The organism is Enterobacter sp. 725m/11 (assembly GCF_011683705.1).
GTDB lineage: Bacteria > Pseudomonadota > Gammaproteobacteria > Enterobacterales > Enterobacteriaceae > Enterobacter > Enterobacter bugandensis.
Window position 1 is genome coordinate 1 of the sequence record NZ_JAAQOK010000019.1, and the last position, 16,935, is coordinate 16,935.

At 53.5% G+C, this 16,935-nt stretch carries 13 protein-coding genes and 5 tRNA genes; 7 read left to right on the forward strand and 11 right to left on the reverse strand.

The annotated features are described in order from the left end of the window. Nucleotides 1-2: 2 nt before the first annotated feature. From HBA26_RS10170 to HBA26_RS10180, 3 genes are all read right to left on the reverse strand, one after another. Nucleotides 3-75 (reverse strand) — tRNA-Lys (locus HBA26_RS10170). A 4-nt stretch (nt 76-79) separates the two neighbouring features. Further along, nucleotides 80-155 (reverse strand) — tRNA-Val (locus tag HBA26_RS10175). Nucleotides 156-196: 41 nt separating this feature from the next. Beyond that, nucleotides 197-272, reverse strand: a tRNA-Val gene (locus HBA26_RS10180). Nucleotides 273-530: 258 nt separating this feature from the next. Here HBA26_RS10180 and gltX point away from each other — a divergent pair. After that, nucleotides 531-1,946: a glutamate--tRNA ligase gene (gltX, locus tag HBA26_RS10185; RefSeq protein WP_045631029.1), complete on the forward strand. Its 1,416-nt coding sequence runs from the start codon at nt 531-533 to the stop codon at nt 1,944-1,946. A gap of 52 nt (nt 1,947-1,998) precedes the next feature. On the opposite strand, the gene HBA26_RS10190 is transcribed toward gltX, so the two are convergent. Then, nucleotides 1,999-2,382, reverse strand: a complete 384-nt coding sequence (locus HBA26_RS10190) for a YfeC-like transcriptional regulator (protein ID WP_032644902.1) — start codon at nt 2,380-2,382, stop codon at nt 1,999-2,001. Nucleotide 2,383: 1 nt separating this feature from the next. Next, nucleotides 2,384-2,746 carry a YfeC-like transcriptional regulator gene (locus tag HBA26_RS10195; RefSeq protein WP_047364140.1) on the reverse strand — a complete coding sequence of 121 codons (363 nt, stop codon included), beginning with the start codon at nt 2,744-2,746 and terminating at the stop codon, nt 2,384-2,386. Between the two features lie 217 nt (nt 2,747-2,963). On the opposite strand from HBA26_RS10195, the gene HBA26_RS10200 reads away from it, so the two are divergent. The 3 genes from HBA26_RS10200 to HBA26_RS10210 all read left to right on the forward strand — a co-directional run bounded on the left by HBA26_RS10200 (nt 2,964) and on the right by HBA26_RS10210 (nt 5,561). Continuing rightward, a tRNA-Ala gene (locus HBA26_RS10200) sits at nt 2,964-3,039 on the forward strand. Between the two features lie 41 nt (nt 3,040-3,080). Beyond that, nucleotides 3,081-3,156: transfer RNA gene (locus HBA26_RS10205), tRNA-Ala, on the forward strand. A 215-nt stretch (nt 3,157-3,371) separates the two neighbouring features. Beyond that, on the forward strand, nt 3,372-5,561 hold the full coding sequence (locus tag HBA26_RS10210) for an EAL domain-containing protein (protein WP_049000949.1): 2,190 nt from the start codon (nt 3,372-3,374) through the stop codon (nt 5,559-5,561). A 42-nt stretch (nt 5,562-5,603) separates the two neighbouring features. Here the strand turns inward: HBA26_RS10210 and HBA26_RS10215 are convergent, their stop codons facing one another. Next, nucleotides 5,604-6,791 carry a NupC/NupG family nucleoside CNT transporter gene (locus HBA26_RS10215; RefSeq protein ID WP_008501591.1) on the reverse strand — a complete coding sequence of 396 codons (1,188 nt, stop codon included), beginning with the start codon at nt 6,789-6,791 and terminating at the stop codon, nt 5,604-5,606. Nucleotides 6,792-7,137: 346 nt separating this feature from the next. Here HBA26_RS10215 and HBA26_RS10220 point away from each other — a divergent pair, with 346 nt between their 5' ends. Beyond that, nucleotides 7,138-8,376 carry an Nramp family divalent metal transporter gene (locus HBA26_RS10220; RefSeq protein WP_028013986.1) on the forward strand — a complete coding sequence of 413 codons (1,239 nt, stop codon included), beginning with the start codon at nt 7,138-7,140 and terminating at the stop codon, nt 8,374-8,376. 32 nt (nt 8,377-8,408) lie between these two features. On the opposite strand, the gene HBA26_RS10225 is transcribed toward HBA26_RS10220, so the two are convergent. Together HBA26_RS10225 and mgrA are read right to left on the reverse strand one after the other, a co-directional pair. After that, complete coding sequence (locus HBA26_RS10225) at nt 8,409-8,765, reverse strand: DUF2502 domain-containing protein (RefSeq protein ID WP_049138779.1); 357 nt, start codon at nt 8,763-8,765, stop codon at nt 8,409-8,411. Between the two features lie 127 nt (nt 8,766-8,892). Beyond that, nucleotides 8,893-9,891 carry an L-glyceraldehyde 3-phosphate reductase gene (gene mgrA / locus HBA26_RS10230; RefSeq protein WP_126345384.1) on the reverse strand — a complete coding sequence of 333 codons (999 nt, stop codon included), beginning with the start codon at nt 9,889-9,891 and terminating at the stop codon, nt 8,893-8,895. 185 nt (nt 9,892-10,076) lie between these two features. On the opposite strand from mgrA, the gene ipdC reads away from it, so the two are divergent. Beyond that, the gene (gene ipdC / locus HBA26_RS10235) at nt 10,077-11,735 is read left to right on the forward strand and encodes an indolepyruvate decarboxylase (protein ID WP_126345383.1); all 1,659 of its coding nucleotides are present in this window, start codon (nt 10,077-10,079) and stop codon (nt 11,733-11,735) included. On the opposite strand, the gene HBA26_RS10240 is transcribed toward ipdC, so the two are convergent. Then, on the reverse strand, nt 11,736-12,971 hold the full coding sequence (locus HBA26_RS10240; RefSeq protein WP_041908826.1) for an ion channel protein: 1,236 nt from the start codon (nt 12,969-12,971) through the stop codon (nt 11,736-11,738). It lies immediately after the preceding gene. A gap of 205 nt (nt 12,972-13,176) precedes the next feature. Between HBA26_RS10240 and glk the strand changes: the two genes are divergently transcribed. Beyond that, nucleotides 13,177-14,142, forward strand: coding sequence for a glucokinase (glk, locus tag HBA26_RS10245; RefSeq protein ID WP_028013981.1), 966 nt, complete (start codon nt 13,177-13,179; stop codon nt 14,140-14,142). A 38-nt stretch (nt 14,143-14,180) separates the two neighbouring features. Here glk and HBA26_RS10250 read toward each other — a convergent pair whose 3' ends face one another. Then, nucleotides 14,181-14,912, reverse strand: coding sequence for a LytTR family DNA-binding domain-containing protein (locus HBA26_RS10250; RefSeq protein ID WP_028013980.1), 732 nt, complete (start codon nt 14,910-14,912; stop codon nt 14,181-14,183). A 1-nt stretch (nt 14,913) separates the two neighbouring features. Next, nucleotides 14,914-16,620, reverse strand: coding sequence for a sensor histidine kinase (locus HBA26_RS10255; protein ID WP_048959743.1), 1,707 nt, complete (start codon nt 16,618-16,620; stop codon nt 14,914-14,916). Between the last annotated feature and the right edge of the window lie 315 nt (nt 16,621-16,935).

Consider the following 16,935-nt stretch of genomic DNA (forward strand, 5'->3'; position numbering starts at 1 on the left):
GGTGGGTCGTGCAGGATTCGAACCTGCGACCAATTGATTAAAAGTCAACTGCTCTACCAACTGAGCTAACGACCCGAAATGGTGGGCGATGACGGGCTCGAACCGCCGACCCCCTCCGTGTAAAGGAGATGCTCTACCAACTGAGCTAATCGCCCAATCTCAATTCTTATCTACACTGCGAGTCTACCGAAGTAGATGGTGGGTGATGACGGGCTCGAACCGCCGACCCCCTCCGTGTAAAGGAGATGCTCTACCAACTGAGCTAATCACCCCCGCTGTGTGGAGTCGCATTATAGGGAGAGTTGAAAATGAGTCAACGCATTTTCTAAAGTTTTTATTCGTTCGTCGTAAAATTAAACAAAACGATCGCAAAACGGGCGGTGGCGCATGATTTCTAAACAAAAACTGCAAACTCCGCCACGATAAAGGGATCGACATTGAGGAATCCCCCCACAGTGATAGAATATTGCCCATCGTTTTTTCCCCGGGATTTGCCGATTGCCGGCATCTTTATAACGTAAGGCCATTTCATGAAAATCAAAACTCGCTTCGCGCCGAGCCCGACAGGCTATCTGCACGTCGGTGGTGCTCGTACTGCTCTCTATTCCTGGCTTTTTGCACGCCACAACCAAGGTGAGTTCGTGCTGCGTATAGAAGATACCGATCTTGAGCGCTCCACGCCGGAAGCAATTGAAGCCATTATGGATGGTATGAACTGGCTGAACCTGCAGTGGGACGAAGGCCCGTATTTCCAGACCAAACGTTTTGACCGCTATAACGCTGTTATTGATGAGATGCTGGTCGCGGGCACGGCGTATAAGTGCTACTGCTCCAAAGAGCGTCTGGATGCGCTGCGTGAAGAGCAGATGGCGAACGGTGAAAAACCGCGTTATGACGGCCGCTGCCGCCACGACCACAGCGAGCATGCCGCTGATGAGCCATGCGTGGTGCGTTTTGCTAACCCGCAGGATGGCTCGGTGATTTTCGACGACCAGATCCGTGGCCCGATCGAATTCAGCAACCAGGAGCTGGACGATCTGATCATACGCCGTACTGACGGTTCCCCAACCTATAACTTCTGCGTCGTGGTTGATGACTGGGATATGGAAATTACCCACGTTATCCGTGGTGAAGACCATATCAACAATACCCCACGCCAGATCAACATCCTGAAAGCGCTGAATGCACCTGTTCCGGTCTATGCGCACGTCTCCATGATCAACGGCGACGACGGTAAAAAGCTGTCTAAACGTCACGGTGCGGTCAGCGTCATGCAGTATCGCGACGACGGCTATCTGCCGGAAGCGCTGCTGAACTATCTGGTGCGTCTGGGCTGGGCTCACGGCGATCAGGAGATCTTCAGCCGCGAAGAGATGATCGAACTGTTCTCTCTGAGCTCTGTGAGCAAATCTGCCAGCGCATTCAACACCGACAAGCTGCTGTGGCTCAACCATCACTACATCAATACCATGCCGCCGGAATATGTGGCGACTTACCTGCAGTGGCACATTGAGCAGGCAAACATTGATACCCGCACTGGCCCTGAGCTGGCGGACCTGGTAAAACTGCTCGGCGAGCGCTGCAAAACGCTGAAAGAAATTGCCGAAAGCTGCCGCTACTTCTATGAAGAGTTTGATGAGTTCGACGCTGACGCCGCGAAGAAGCACCTCCGACCGGTTGCGCGTCAGCCGCTGGAAGTGGTGCGCGACAAGCTGGCTGCGCTCACCGAGTGGACCGCTGAGAATGTGCATCACGCCATTCAGGCGACCGCAGACGAACTGGAAGTGGGCATGGGCAAAGTCGGTATGCCGCTGCGCGTTGCGGTGACCGGCGCGGGTCAGTCTCCGGCGCTGGATGTGACTGTCCATGCCATCGGCAAGTCACGCAGCGTTGCGCGCATCAACAAGGCGCTGGATTTTATTGCAGAACGTGAAAATCAGCAGTAATTAAGCCATCTATAAGAAAAACGGCAGGGTATCCTGCCGTTTTTTTTGACTTTTATTCGGCAATACCCAGACGAGCAAGAAAACCGCGTATGCCTTCGCGCTTCAGTAAGGTATCCAGACGCTGCTGTTCAAGCTCAGTCATACTCTCCAGCGTTTCGATAATGCCCGGACGCAGACGTGAAGGCTGTTCATTGTAGGATGAGGCCACCTCAGCCAGATGATAAACCGCCTGGCGGTTACGGATAGCCGGGAGGCTCATAATATGTTCCTTCACGCGTGCATCAACGTGAATGAGCCGCGCCCGACCGCCTTTTACGCCATTGAGTCCTTCGGTTTTCCACCCCTGCTGCCGTATCCAGCGATTTACCGTTTGTCTGGCAACACCCAAATTCTCCGCCAGCTCTTCCGTGGTCATTTTGCTACGTAGTCTTTTCATATTAATTCTGGTCGCGAATCCCTAAACGTTGCAACAAACCGGTAATCCCTTCCCGCAATAGCAGCGATGTCATCTGCTTCTGCTCTTCCGGCGTCATTTCATTAGCCAGCGTCAGGAGTAGGGTATGCAGCGAACCGTCAGTGCTGATGCCGTCAGGCACAGCGGATGTTTCCGTTGCCCGGCGTGCGCTGCGGATAAAGTCACGCACCTTTTCGTTCACATGCACCAGGCGCGCTTTACCCCCCTGGACACCGGGCTTGGGCGACGTTATCCAACCCTCTTTGCGTACCCATTTATTGATGGTCTGTCGGCTATAGCCAGTGAGCAGGGCTAACTCTTCCGGCGTCATTCGTTCCTTGATCATACAATTTCCTGAATATTCGTGGGGTTAATTAACGGCTCATTTTATAGCACCGTTTTACGTGAAAACGTGACAGGCTTAACTCATGACTGCGAGCAGGCTCGCAAAGTGATTCATTTGCATGATTTTTCGGCGATTGAACCGCGGCTATTGATTTTGCCGTTGACACTCCGCGGCGGAATTCATATTATGCCGCCCGTCAACATGACAGCTTTACGATGGGGCTATAGCTCAGCTGGGAGAGCGCCTGCATGGCATGCAGGAGGTCAGCGGTTCGATCCCGCTTAGCTCCACCAAACTCTGAACCCAACAGAGTGTGGTTAGTAAAGTCACATGTGGGGCTATAGCTCAGCTGGGAGAGCGCTTGCATGGCATGCAAGAGGTCAGCGGTTCGATCCCGCTTAGCTCCACCAAAATTTTAAACCCTCGTCAAAAGACGAGGGTTTTTTTTATGTTTTTGTAACACCCCTAAACGTATTTTGTTGCCAAAATGGTTTTTTTCCATATCCCACCTCAACCGAAATCAATAAATCAGTCTATAAATAGACTTCAACTTGATTCGCGTAATTAATAAACCTATTATCCATGCGGTCAATGATATGAATGGATAATAATCTCCCCAAGCTTAATGAATAGAAAATCGTATAATAATGTAAAGATATTTATAATTGCTCTGGCGATCTGTCTGATTGCGGTTCCTGTTTCCCGTTATCTCTCCCCGCGTGCAATTGTTAATGAACACGACGTTTATTTAGCGTGGCTCCCGTTAAGCGTTATGCTGGCGATTATGCTGTTATTGGGGCGCCGCGGTATTCTGCCTATTCTGATAAGTTTTATGGTTGCTAATATATTTAACGTTAATTTAGCGCCGCTACAATATTCAGTATTACTGTTCTGTCAGACTTTCTCCGTATTCGCTGCCTGCGGTGTTCTGCGCCTTCTGCTGGGCCGGCGCTGGCGCTACTGTATGCCCAACAGGCACATTGGGTTACGCATATTTTGGCTCGGCTTTATGGTGCCGATAGGCATTAAAATGTCGATGTATCTCGCTGGCTATTTCTTTGATTTTCCGGTCACAATCTCAACTTTCTTCGGCGAAGGTACGGTAATTTATAACGTTGTTGATATTCAAAGCCTGATATGTGCGGCGATGATTTTTACCATGATGTTCTATTATCCGTTAAGAATGATTATTAATCCTCGTTATGCCATCAAGTTCTGGCGGCGAAGTGTGAAGCCCGTGTTTTTACACAAGAAATCATTATATATATTCGTCTGGCTGATGCTGTTAATCGCCATCATCGCAATTTTATGTGCGCCTTTTGAGTCGCCTGTTATTGCGGGCTATTTGATGCCGATAATTTTCATTCTCTTTACGTTAGCGATTAGCCGTCTGAGCTACGCGCTTATCTCTCTGCTGTGGGCCACCTCTGCGCTTCTGCTGTTGACCTACAACTACAACTTTCTAAACGGAGTGGAGTCGGGCCATTCGCTCTCCTTTATCCTGTCGGTACTGATCTCATTTGCTATCTGCCTGCTTTATATGTCGCGTATCTATCAGCGAAGCGAATGGTTGAAGCAGGGCTGGCAGGACAGAGCGCTCACCGATCCGCTGACCGGATTACCCAACATTCGTGCGCTGGAAGATTTTCTCCTCGACCACCCGGATGCCAAAGTGTGTTGCCTGAGAATGGATAATCTGGAGTTTTTGAGCCGCCATTACGGCATTCTCATGCGGGTGCACTGCAAACGAATGATCACGTCCTCTCTCCAGCCGCTGTTGCAAAAAGATGAGACGCTTTTCCAGCTGCCGGGAAGCGAGCTGGTGCTGGTATTGCTTGGGCAGGGAACGGCCGAGCGCCTCCAGCATATGGTTGATCGGCTGAACAGCCGTAAGATTTTCTGGAACAATACCGGGCTGGATATCGAATTTGGCGCGTCCTGGGGAATGGTCGAAAACGGTGAGAAACTGCACCACACGCTGGGGCAACTGAGCTGGCTGGCCGAGCAATCCTGCGGAGCGCACAACGTTCTTGCGCTGACGAATAGCCTGGAAGCTGCATCAGGACAAACAACGGAGCGTGTCCTGATGCTGGCGCGGATTAAGCACGCCCTGGAGGCGGGACAGTTCCATTTGTATGCGCAGCCGATCCAGAAGGCGGACGGTAGCGGGTACTACGAAATTCTGGCGCGTATGGAGAGCGAGGGCGAGATCATCACCCCTGACCGCTTTATTCCGCTGATTGCCCAGTTCAACCTCAGCCACCGGTTTGATATGTGCGTCATGGAAAAATTACTGCTGTGGCTGCGCGATCACCCAGCGACGCAGGCTGGCACCCGTTTCTCTGTCAATCTGATGCCGCTTACGCTGATGCAAAATGAGGTGGCGACTGAGATTTGTGCGCTCTTTGAACGGTACGGCGTTGCGCCTCAGGCTGTCGTGATTGAGATCACCGAAGAGCAGGCCTTCTCCAATTCCGGCTGCAGCATCCACAATATTCAACAACTGCGGGATTACGGTTTCAGGATTGCCATCGATGATTTTGGTACCGGCTACGCCAACTACGAGCGTCTGAGACGCCTGCAGGCAGACATCATTAAAATTGACGGCTGCTTCGTGAAAGATATTTGTACTGATGATATGGACGCAATGATCGTCCAGTCGATATGTAATCTGGCGAAGACGAAATCACTGTGCGTGGTGGCAGAATATGTTGAGACGCCAGCGCAGCGGGAGATGCTGCTACGCTTCGGCGTGGACTATCTCCAGGGCTACCTGATAGGCAAACCCAAACCGCTGGAAGAATTGCGGGCATAAAAAAACCGGGAGCAAGTCTCCCGGTTTTTTTTACGGTAAACGTTACAGAACCAGCGCAGCAATAGAAGCAGACAGGACGCTCACCAGGGTGGAGCCGTAAACCAGTTTCAGGCCAAAGCGAGAAACCACGTTACCCTGTTCTTCGTTCAGGCCTTTAATCGCACCGGCGATAATACCGATGGACGAGAAGTTCGCGAAGGAGACCAGGAATACGGACAGAATGCCTTCCGCACGTGGAGAGAGCGTGCTGGCGATTTTCTGCAGATCCATCATCGCAACGAATTCGTTAGAAACCAGCTTGGTCGCCATGATACTGCCCACCTGCAGCGCTTCGTGAGCTGGAACACCCATCACCCATGCGACAGGGTAGAAGATGTAGCCCAGGATGCCCTGGAAGGAGATGCCCAGCACTGCGGCGAACAGGGCGTTCAGTGCGGAGATCAGGGCGATAAAGCCGATCAGCATCGCGGCAACGATAATCGCCACTTTGAAACCGGCCAGGATGTATTCACCCAGCATTTCGAAGAAGCTCTGACCTTCGTGCAGGTTAGACATCTGGATGTTCTCTTCGCTGGCGTCAACACGATACGGGTTGATCAGCGACAGAACGATAAAGGTGCTGAACATATTCAGAACCAGCGCTGCAACCACATATTTTGGCTCCAGCATGGTCATATATGCGCCCACGATAGACATGGAAACGGTAGACATCGCGGTTGCCGCCATGGTGTACATGCGGTTACGGGACATTTTGCCGAGGATATCTTTATACGCGATGAAGTTCTCAGACTGACCGAGGATCAGGGAACTTACGGCGTTGAAAGATTCCAGCTTGCCCATGCCGTTTACTTTGGATAACAGGAAACCAATGCCACGAATAACGAACGGCAGAACGCGGATGTGCTGCAGAATACCGATCAGCGCGGAGATGAAGACGATTGGGCACAGTACCTTCAGGAAGAAGAATGCCAGACCTTCGTCGTTCATTTTACCGAAGACAAAGTTTGTCCCTTCGTTGGCGAATCCGAGCAGTTTTTCGAACATTTCGGAGAAGCCTTTCACGAAGCCGAGGCCTACGTTGGAGTTCAGGAAGAACCACGCAAGTAAAACTTCAATGACCAGCAGCTGGACAACATAACGAATACGAATTTTTTTGCGGTCTGTGCTGACCAGCAATGCGAGTGCAGTAACGACAACAAGTGCCAGGACAAAATGAAGGACGCGGTCCATATTTGCTCCAAATATGAGGCAGGTTTAATTTTCGTGCACATTCTATGTAACAAGCGAAAAGAAAACGAGATCAGGGACACACTATAGTTACATCCTGTGACGAGTCTCAAAATTAGTGATCCACAATACATTTTTGTTATGTTAGGTAAATGAGTGAAAAGTTAAGTTTGTGTGCTACGCTTCACAAATGACCGCGCATTTTCACATTCTGTGATGTCGCACCACCTGCCCGTCTATTGTTCTTAGCTATCAGAGAAATCATTTTAAACTCTCTAAATGATCTTGATAATCATTCTCATTTTGATAGCATTAAACATAGCAAAGGCTATATTTCCAGAGGCAGATAATGACAAACAGTCGCGTAGAGGGTAGCAGTGGTAGAGCCGCGCGCAAGTTGCGGTTCGCATTAATGGGACCTGCTTTTATTGCTGCCATCGGCTATATCGATCCGGGTAATTTTGCGACCAATATTCAGGCCGGGGCCAGTTTCGGCTATAAGCTGCTGTGGGTGGTCGTCTGGGCAAACCTGATGGCGATGCTGATTCAGATGCTCTCTGCAAAACTGGGGATTGCCACGGGTAAAAACCTGGCGGAGCAAATTCGCGACCATTATCCTCGTCCGGCGGTGTGGCTCTACTGGGTTCAGGCGGAAATTATCGCCATGGCAACCGATCTCGCTGAATTTATCGGGGCAGCGATCGGCTTTAAGCTGATTCTGGGCGTGTCGCTGTTACAGGGAGCGGTGCTGACCGGGATTGCCACATTCCTGATCCTGATGTTACAGCGTCGGGGGCAAAAACCGCTGGAGAAGGTCATTGGTGGCCTGCTGCTGTTTGTTGCTGCGGCGTACATCGTCGAGCTGATTTTCTCACAGCCGAATCTGGCGCAGCTCGCGAAAGGCATGGTGATCCCAAGCCTGCCAACCTCGGAAGCGGTTTTCCTGGCCGCCGGGGTACTTGGGGCGACCATTATGCCGCATGTCATTTATTTGCACTCCTCGTTGACCCAGCATCTGCACGGCGGGACGCGTAAAGAACGCTACTCGGCAACCAAATGGGATGTGGCAATCGCCATGACCATCGCGGGTTTTGTGAATCTGGCGATGATGGCCACCGCAGCCGCCGCTTTCCACTTTAACGGTCATACTGGCGTCGCCGATCTCGACCAGGCTTACCTCACGCTCGAGCCGTTACTGAGCCATGCTGCTGCCACGATATTTGGTCTGAGCCTGGTTGCCGCTGGTCTCTCCTCCACGGTGGTGGGGACGCTGGCAGGGCAGGTGGTGATGCAGGGATTTGTTCGCTTCCATATTCCATTGTGGGTGCGTCGTTTTATCACCATGCTTCCGTCGTTTATCGTGATTCTGATGGGGCTCGATCCAACGCGAATTCTGGTGATGAGCCAGGTGCTGCTGAGCTTTGGTATTGCGCTGGCGCTGGTGCCGCTGCTGATTTTCACCAGCAATAAAACTCTGATGGGTGAGCTGGTTAATACGACGCTGGTGAAACGGGCCGGGTGGGCCATCGTGGTGGTCGTCGTAGCGCTAAATCTGTGGCTGTTGATTGGCACCGCGCTGGGGCTATAAAAGAAAAAGGAGCCGGGAGGCTCCTTTTTGCATTAATGATGACCGTGACCGTGACCGTGACCACCGCGTCCTTTTCCGCCGTGACCCCAGCCGCCGCGGCGGTCGTCACGATCTTTCCAGCCTTCGCGGTAGCCGCGCTCATAAGCGTTGTTTTTATACCAGCCGCGATGCAGGCCGTTATCGTGCCTGCGCCAGCGGTCACCCCGCCATTCATAATGACGGTGCCAGTAATCACGGTCGCGCCAGTAGCCACCGTCCCAGTATCTGCCGTAGTCGTCACGATCGCCAATTTGTAATTTTACTGATGGCAACAGGGTGATTTCGCCCGCAGTGGCGACGAGCGGGGCCGAAGCCAGTAATACCGCTGCAAGAATCAGTGACCTGAACATACTCTTTCTCCTTCACGATCGGGGCCTTCGTGGGGCCTGTTAACGCAATATTACGAGTTGGTAAAGGCTCGTTTCATCGCCTCAACTCCGAATTCCCGAGGGAGAGCACTTTTTGCTAAAAGTGGTTTTATTTTGAACTGCTCAGGATCTGGTCGATTAGAGAAAGTTCTTCTGCGGTAAACTGGCGGTTTTCCAGCATACCCACGGCATCATCAATCTGAGCCGTTTTGCTGGCACCGATCAGTACCGACGTGACCTCCTCATGGCGTAACACCCAGGCAAGCGCCATCTGCGAGAGTTTCTGGCCGCGGCTTTCTGCCAGGGCGTTTAGCTGGCGCACCTTCTCAAGCTTCTCTTCGGTGATCTGTTCCGGGTTAAGGAATTGACTGCCGCTTGCCGCACGGGAATCGGCGGGAATACCGTTAAGATACCGGTTGGTCAACTGTCCCCCTGCCAGCGGCGAGAAGGGAATACAGCCGACCCCTTTTTCCTGCAGAACATCCAGCAAACCCTCTTCCGGCGAACGTTCGAACATCGAGTATTTCGGCTGGTGGATCAGGCAGGGCGTGCCCAGGTCATTCAGGATATCAATCGCTTTTCGCGCCAGCTCGGCAGGATAGTTGGATAACCCGACATACAGGGCTTTGCCCTGGCGCACCAGATGGTCAAGCGCTTTCATGGTTTCCTGCAGCGGCGTTTCCGGGTCAGGACGGTGATGATAGAAGATATCGACATATTCCAGCCCCATGCGCTTCAGGCTTTGATCGAGGCTTGCCAGCAGATATTTACGCGATCCCCAGTCGCCGTAAGGGCCGTCCCACATGGTATATCCCGCTTTCGTGGAGACGATCAGCTCGTCGCGCCAGGGCAGGAAATCCTCCTGCAAAATACGGCCGAAATTACGCTCGGCAGACCCCGGCGGGGGACCATAGTTATTGGCAAGGTCGAAATGCGTAATACCCAGATCGAACGCGCGCTGTAAAAGTTGACGGCTATTTTCGATGAGCGTGGCGTCACCAAAGTTATGCCACAGCCCCAGCGAGACCGCGGGCAACCTGAGTCCGCTTCGCCCACAGCGGCGATACTCCATTGTCTGATAACGATTTTTGTCCGGCTGATAACCCATTCGTATGACCTCTCGTGCTGAAGAGAAAAATCAGTGTATACGTTTACATTAACGTGAAAAAAAGCAGCATAGCCCAGCATTTTTTGTAAAGCATTCTTTCCATAGCCTTCTTATCACCAATTCTGGACAGCCATCACGCTTATTTAATACTCAAAGTGAGGTCAACATCAGAAGGATACCTGTTTATGCGTACCCCGTACTGCGTCGCCGATTACCTGCTGGACCGTCTTACAGATTGTGGAGCCGATCATCTGTTTGGCGTGCCGGGCGACTATAACCTGCAGTTTCTCGACCACGTAATAGACAGCCCGGATATCTGCTGGGTGGGCTGTGCCAACGAGTTAAACGCCTCTTATGCCGCTGACGGATATGCCCGCTGTAAGGGCTTCGCCGCGCTGCTGACGACGTTTGGCGTCGGCGAATTAAGTGCCATGAACGGCATTGCGGGCAGCTATGCCGAGCACGTTCCGGTGCTGCATATTGTTGGCGCGCCGGGTATGGCGTCTCAACAAAGGGGGGAACTGCTGCACCATACGCTGGGCGATGGTGAGTTCCGTCATTTTTACCAAATGAGCGAGCCGATCACCGTTGCACAGGCGATCCTGACCGAACAAAACGCCTGTTATGAAATCGACCGGGTACTGACGACGATGCTCCGGGAACGTCGCCCCGGCTATTTGATGTTACCTGCCGATGTGGCAAAAAAAGCCGCTACGCCGCCTGTAAACGCTCTCACGCTTCGGCATTCCCATGCCGATAGCGCCTGCCTGAAAGCGTTCCGGGATGCTGCGGAGCGTCAACTGGCAGCGAGTAAGCGTACCGCGCTGTTAGCGGATTTTCTTGTCCTGCGCCATGGGCTGAAGCACGCGCTGCAGAAGTGGGTGAAGGATGTGCCGATGGCGCATGCCACGATGCTGATGGGCAAAGGCATATTCGACGAACGTAACGCCGGTTTTTACGGCACCTACAGCGGTTCAGCCAGTGCCGGTCCGGTAAAAGAGGCGATAGAGGGAGCGGATACGGTGCTGTGCATCGGCACGCGTTTTACCGATACTCTGACGGCCGGGTTTACCCATCAGTTAACGCCTGCACAGACGATAGAAGTCCAGCCTCATGCCGCCCGCGTCGGCGATATCTGGTTTACCGGCATCCCGATGGCCCAGGCCATTGAAGCGCTGCTGGAGCTGTGCAAACAGCATATTCACGATAAGCCTGTTCCGGCATCGCACAGCGCGATGAATTTCCCTCAGCCGGACGGCTCACTTACGCAGGAGAATTTCTGGCAAACGCTGCAAACGTTTATTCGCCCGGGAGACATCATCCTGGCCGATCAGGGCACCTCGGCCTTCGGCGCGATTGACCTGCGTTTGCCTGCCGACGTGAATTTTATCGTCCAGCCGCTGTGGGGCTCGATCGGCTACACCCTGGCCGCGGCGTTCGGTGCGCAAACGGCATGCCCGAACCGGCGGGTGATTGTGCTGACGGGGGATGGCGCGGCACAGCTGACCATTCAGGAGCTCGGGTCAATGTTGCGTGATAAACAACACCCCATCATTCTGGTGCTCAACAACGAAGGATACACGGTTGAAAGGGCAATTCACGGGCCGGAACAGCGTTACAATGACATTGCGCTATGGAACTGGACGCAAATCCCGCAGGCCCTGAGCCTCGATCCTCAGGCTCAGTGCTGGCAAGTCAGTGAAGCGGAGCAGCTGGCGGACGTGCTGGAAAAAGTGGCGCACCACGAGCGGCTCTCGCTAATTGAGGTGATGCTGCCAAAAGCGGATATCCCGCCGCTGCTGGGGGCGATTACAAAAGCGCTGGAAGCGCGCAATAGCGCCTGATTATTTGTCGTTTCGCCAGGCCATCATCATCGGTTTGCCCGCCAGCAGGAGCCAGGCGGGCAACATCACGATGCAGAGCAGCGGGAACAGCGTCGAATCCGGCACCACCACCGCCGCCATAAACAGGCTCAGCCATGCATCGCGCGTCACCACCAGTACCAGCCCCAGAATAGAGCAGGATACGGTAATCGCCGCCGGAACCGCGTCGACATGCTCGTGCAGCATCAGCCCCAGCGCCACGCCGACAAACACCGCCGGGAAGATACGCCCGCCGCGGAAACCGCACGCTGCAGCAACGACAAGCGCCGCCAGCTTGATGACGGCAAACAACAGGTAATCGGACACGCTAAACACCTGGCTGAAGGCCAGCTGCTGCATCTCGTCCAGACCTTTGAACAGGGTCACCGTTCCGCCAATTGCCCCTAAAACACCGAGGATTAACCCACCTGTTCCCAGAATCAATACCGGATGTTTGAGTTTATGCACCAGCCGGTGCAGGCGCGGAAGACACCATACCGCCACCATGCCCAGCGCGATGGCGATCGCGACGACGATGGCGCCGCTGAATATATCTGCAATCCGCATCTCTCCGTAGTGCGGCAGAGAGAGGGAAAAATGGGGATGGAAAAACAGGCTTGTCGTCAGCGCGCCGGCAGCCGCGGCCATCAGTGGAGCGAACAGCTTATCCCAGAGCGGGACGTCGTTATCACTGGCCAACGTCTGAGAAAAGATCAGGGCAGCAGCGACAGGCGTGCCAAAAAGCGCCCCGATGGTGCCTGCGGAGGCGAGGATGGTCCAGTCCAGCGCGCCGACGCGAGGCAGAATGCGTGCGCCGAGGAACACCGCCAGGCCAATATTCACCGCCATAATCGGATGCTCGGGACCCAGGCTAACGCCGCCCGCCAGGCCCACGATCAACGCGACGATCAGCCCCGGCAGTGCAGAGGGGGGAACCGGAGCGCCAATCAGGGGTTCCAGCGCCGGGTCCGGTCCGGCGTGGCCGGGACTGAAACGGATCGCCAGACCCACCGCAATACCGGTTAACGTCAGCATCAGGATGATCCACGCCGAAGAATCCGCGGTGACCCCCAGTTTTGCCGGAAGCGCTGTCCATAAGAGAGTTTGCAGCACCGACGCGATTTTCATCACGACGATAAGGACCAGGCTTGAGGCCACGCCAATGATCAGCGCCGGAATTGCCAGCAACAGCATGGTTCTGGCTCGCGGGTGGAGCATGATGATTTCCTTGTACAAAATGCAATGACGTTACTTTGCATATTAAGCCTTATGGCAATAGTGCAAAAGGTGCTGAAACGGTAAAGTTATTCTGTGACGAAGATCGATAATCCACGGGCATTCACCTTCCGGTCGTTGTTGTTATCACGCCTTGAATTTACAGTGTCCGAAAGATTTATTCTGACTTTAGCGGAGCAGTAGAAGAATGACAAAGTATGCTTTGGTAGGCGATGTGGGCGGCACGAACGCGCGTCTCGCATTATGCGATGTAAGTAGCGGTGAAATTTCCCGGGCGAAAACCTACTCAGGGCTGGATTACCCAAGCCTTGAGGCCGTTGTTCGCGTCTATCTGGAAGAGCATCAGGTGAGCGTCGAAGACGGCTGCATCGCCATTGCCTGCCCGATAACCGGCGACTGGGTCGCAATGACCAACCATACCTGGGCATTCTCCATCGCAGAGATGAAAAAGAATCTCGGTTTTGCGCATCTGGAAATCATCAATGACTTCACCGCGGTGTCCATGGCGATCCCGATGCTGAAGCCGGAGCACCTGATTCAGTTTGGCGGCGCTGAACCGGTCGAAGGCAAGCCGATTGCGGTTTACGGCGCCGGTACCGGCCTGGGCGTGTCGCACCTGGTGCATGTTGCTCAGCGCTGGGTGAGCCTGCCGGGTGAAGGCGGCCATGTGGACTTTGCGCCAAACAGCGAAGAAGAGGGCATTATCCTCGAAGAGTTGCGCGCGGAGATCGGCCACGTTTCCGCCGAGCGCGTCCTGTCAGGACCGGGGCTGGTGAACCTGTATCGTGCGATTGTGAAATCGGACGGTCGTCTGCCGGAAAATCTGCAGCCGAAAGACGTCACTGAACGCGCGCTGGCGGACAGCTGCATCGACTGCCGTCGCGCTCTTTCGCTGTTCTGCGTCATTATGGGACGGTTCGGCGGCAACCTGGCGCTGACGCTGGGCACCTTTGGCGGGGTCTATATTGCGGGCGGGATCGTGCCGCGCTTCCTCGACTTCTTTAAAGCCTCCGGTTTCCGCGGCGGGTTTGAAGATAAAGGGCGTTTCAGAAGCTACGTACAGGACATTCCCGTTTATCTCATCGTGCATGATAACCCAGGCCTGCTGGGTTCGGGTGCCCATCTGCGTCAGGTTCTCGGCCAAATCCTCTGATGCATCATTACCCTCTCCTGCGGGAGAGGGCTCTTTTGTTACAGGTGCATCAGCTGGCGGAATTCTTTCACTTTGCTGCGGCTCACCGGCACCTGAAAATCCAAATCCTTCAGGCGCAAAATATAGGTGTTGTTAAACCACGGTTCGATCTCGCGGATCTTGTTTAAATTGACGCAAAACGAACGGTGGCAGCGGAAAAAGTGGGCTGCCGGAAGCTTGCTGCAGAATTCGGTAATGTTCATCGCCATGACATACGATTCCCGCCGCGTATAGACAAACGTCATCTTTTCGTGCGCTTCGGCGTAGTAGATATCGTTGACCGGGGTCACGATGATGCGCTCATCTTTGACCAGATTAATGGTGTCGTTTTCCCGTATCGTCGGGCTGGCGGTAGCCGGAGCGCTCTGTTGCTGCCATGCGGCCTCCAGCTTTTGCAGCATGCTGACAATTCGCGACTCCTGGTAAGGCTTCAGAATATAGTCAAATGCCTCCAGCTCGAAGGCTTCCACGGCATGCTCTTTCCATGCGGTAACGAACACAATAAACGGCTTATGGGCAAACTGATTGATATTTTGCGCCAGCAGCACGCCGTCCAGCGAGGGAATATTGATATCCAGAAAAATCGCGTCAACCCGGTTATGCTGCAGAAACTTCAGCACGTCCAGACCATCATCAAACGTACCCACAATCTCCATCTGGCTGTGGGTTTTGATAAGCCAGGTTAGTTCCTGTTGAGCCAGGAATTCATCTTCAACGATGATGACTTTCATATTACTCACCCTGAGGTAATAAAGATGTCGCCGCATGAACAGGGGAGCGCTCATTCGGGACGTAAAAAGCGATTTCAGTGCCTGGTTCAAGACGATGAATATGCAGCCCGTCGCCGTAGAGAAGCTTGACTCTGTGGTGCACGTTCAGCAGCCCGATTTTATTCCCGGGCATCTCGTTAGACTCCACGCGCTCAATGACTTTTGGGTCAATCCCGTGGCCGGTATCGCGTACCGCAATTCGCACCCGGTTGCCGCTTTCGGTGATGCTGATGGTGACCACCCCTTTGCCTTTACAGGGCTGAATACCGTGAACAATCGCGTTTTCAACCAGCGGCTGGATCAGCAGGCTCGGGATCACGCAGTTGACCTCTTCATCAATATCGTAAATCACCGTGAGCTTGTCGCCAAAGCGCGCCTGCTCAATCGCGATATAGTCTTTGATCTGATAAAGCTCTTTTTTAATGTCGATCTGCTCGTCATCTTTCAGTTCGATGTTGTAGCGCAGATAGCGCGACAGGTTAAAAATCAACTGGCGCGCGGTGTCCGGATTCAAACGAATGGAAGAGGAGATAGCGTTGAGCGCGTTAAACAGGAAATGGGGATTAATTTTGCTCTGCAGCGCGCGCAGCTCTGCCTTATTTGCCATCTCACGCAGCTGTTCTGCCCGGGAGACCTCAAGCTGAGTAGAGATAATCTGCGACAGGCCAATGGCCATCTCCTGCAGCGTGGAGGTGATCTGATGCGCGTGGCAGTAATAAATTTTCAGCGTGCCCGTCACAACGCCTTTTTCCCATAGCGGGATCACCAGCATCGAGTGAATTTCCGGCGTTCGGTGAGCTTCATCATTGTTTTTAATAATGATTTTGCCGTAGTTAATCGCCTGTCTGGTGGTCGGACTAATGGTGTCGTCTCTGTCGCGATAGTTGTGCTCCCCGACGCCTACGTAGGCCAGCACGTGGTCGATATTGGTGATGGCGACGGCGTCAGCGTGAATGTCGTGGCGGATGATCTCGCAGACCTGGCGCAGCGACTCCGCGTTAACGTGGCGAAAGAGCGGCAGCGTTTTGTTGGCAATATCCAGCGCCAGCTTGGCCTGACGGGCGGCGCTGGCTTCTTTTTCCCCTTCAACGCTCTGCACCAGCAGCACGATAAAACCGATGCAGACGCTGCCCAGGATCATGGGAATACCGATTTTCGAGACGATATCCAGCCCCAGCGCGGTGGTGGGGGCCCAGACGACGACCAGGATCATGGTCAGCGTTTCGCACACCATGCCCGCAGCAATCCCGGCGCGCCAGCGCTGTTTTTTGGGGATCTTGCGGCCGATCCAGCCGGAAAGCACCCCGGCGATAATGCTGGTGATAAAGCATGGCACTGCCGTTACGCCACCGATATCAATCAGGTAGCGATGGGTCCCGGCAATCACGCCGGTGATGACACCCACCCACGGGCCAAACAAAATTCCGCCGGACATGACGGCGATAATGCGCACGTTAACCAGCGAACCCTCTACCGGCACCCCGGACCAGGTGCTGAACAGTGCGAACAGGGAAAAGATGGCGGTAACCGCCAGCAGCTCTTTCGGCGAGTGTGCGGATTTATGCAAAAGCTCGCGAAACAGGCGAATGCGAATCAGGAAGAACAGGCAAATCAGCATTAATGCCGCACGGTCAAAAACCGCCAGCAGCATAGTGAATATCTCGTGCACGGAGCAGACCTGGGCAAACGGGAAAGAACCATGATAAAAAACCTGGGGCGTATTGACCAGCTATCCGTCGGGTTTATCAAATGAGGAAAAACCATAGTTTACAAAGGGGATTGTCAGGTGAGGATTGATGCTACCCGATTTTTTCTCAGCGCCAAATCACCAGGTAACTGTTTTGATATCATTGTGTTAAATAACGGCTAACGGAAAGCCAATATCAGAACCCTGCTTTAACTTTCATGTATTGCAGTGTTCCGGTTTTCACGCGGGCGCTTTTTTTTCATTTCCCTCTCGACAGCGTGATTTTTTTCAGGTTAT

Coding starts and splice junctions, on each gene's coding strand:
- gltX (WP_045631029.1), top strand. CDS start 531: ATGAAAATCAAAACTCGCTTCGCGCCGAGCCCGACAGGCTATCTGCAC.
- HBA26_RS10190 (WP_032644902.1), bottom strand. CDS start 2,382: ATGAAAAGACTACGTAGCAAAATGACCACGGAAGAGCTGGCGGAGAAT.
- HBA26_RS10195 (WP_047364140.1), bottom strand. CDS start 2,746: ATGATCAAGGAACGAATGACGCCGGAAGAGTTAGCCCTGCTCACTGGC.
- HBA26_RS10210 (WP_049000949.1), top strand. CDS start 3,372: ATGAATAGAAAATCGTATAATAATGTAAAGATATTTATAATTGCTCTG.
- HBA26_RS10215 (WP_008501591.1), bottom strand. CDS start 6,791: ATGGACCGCGTCCTTCATTTTGTCCTGGCACTTGTTGTCGTTACTGCA.
- HBA26_RS10220 (WP_028013986.1), top strand. CDS start 7,138: ATGACAAACAGTCGCGTAGAGGGTAGCAGTGGTAGAGCCGCGCGCAAG.
- HBA26_RS10225 (WP_049138779.1), bottom strand. CDS start 8,765: ATGTTCAGGTCACTGATTCTTGCAGCGGTATTACTGGCTTCGGCCCCG.
- mgrA (WP_126345384.1), bottom strand. CDS start 9,891: ATGGGTTATCAGCCGGACAAAAATCGTTATCAGACAATGGAGTATCGC.
- ipdC (WP_126345383.1), top strand. CDS start 10,077: ATGCGTACCCCGTACTGCGTCGCCGATTACCTGCTGGACCGTCTTACA.
- HBA26_RS10240 (WP_041908826.1), bottom strand. CDS start 12,971: ATGCTCCACCCGCGAGCCAGAACCATGCTGTTGCTGGCAATTCCGGCG.
- glk (WP_028013981.1), top strand. CDS start 13,177: ATGACAAAGTATGCTTTGGTAGGCGATGTGGGCGGCACGAACGCGCGT.
- HBA26_RS10250 (WP_028013980.1), bottom strand. CDS start 14,912: ATGAAAGTCATCATCGTTGAAGATGAATTCCTGGCTCAACAGGAACTA.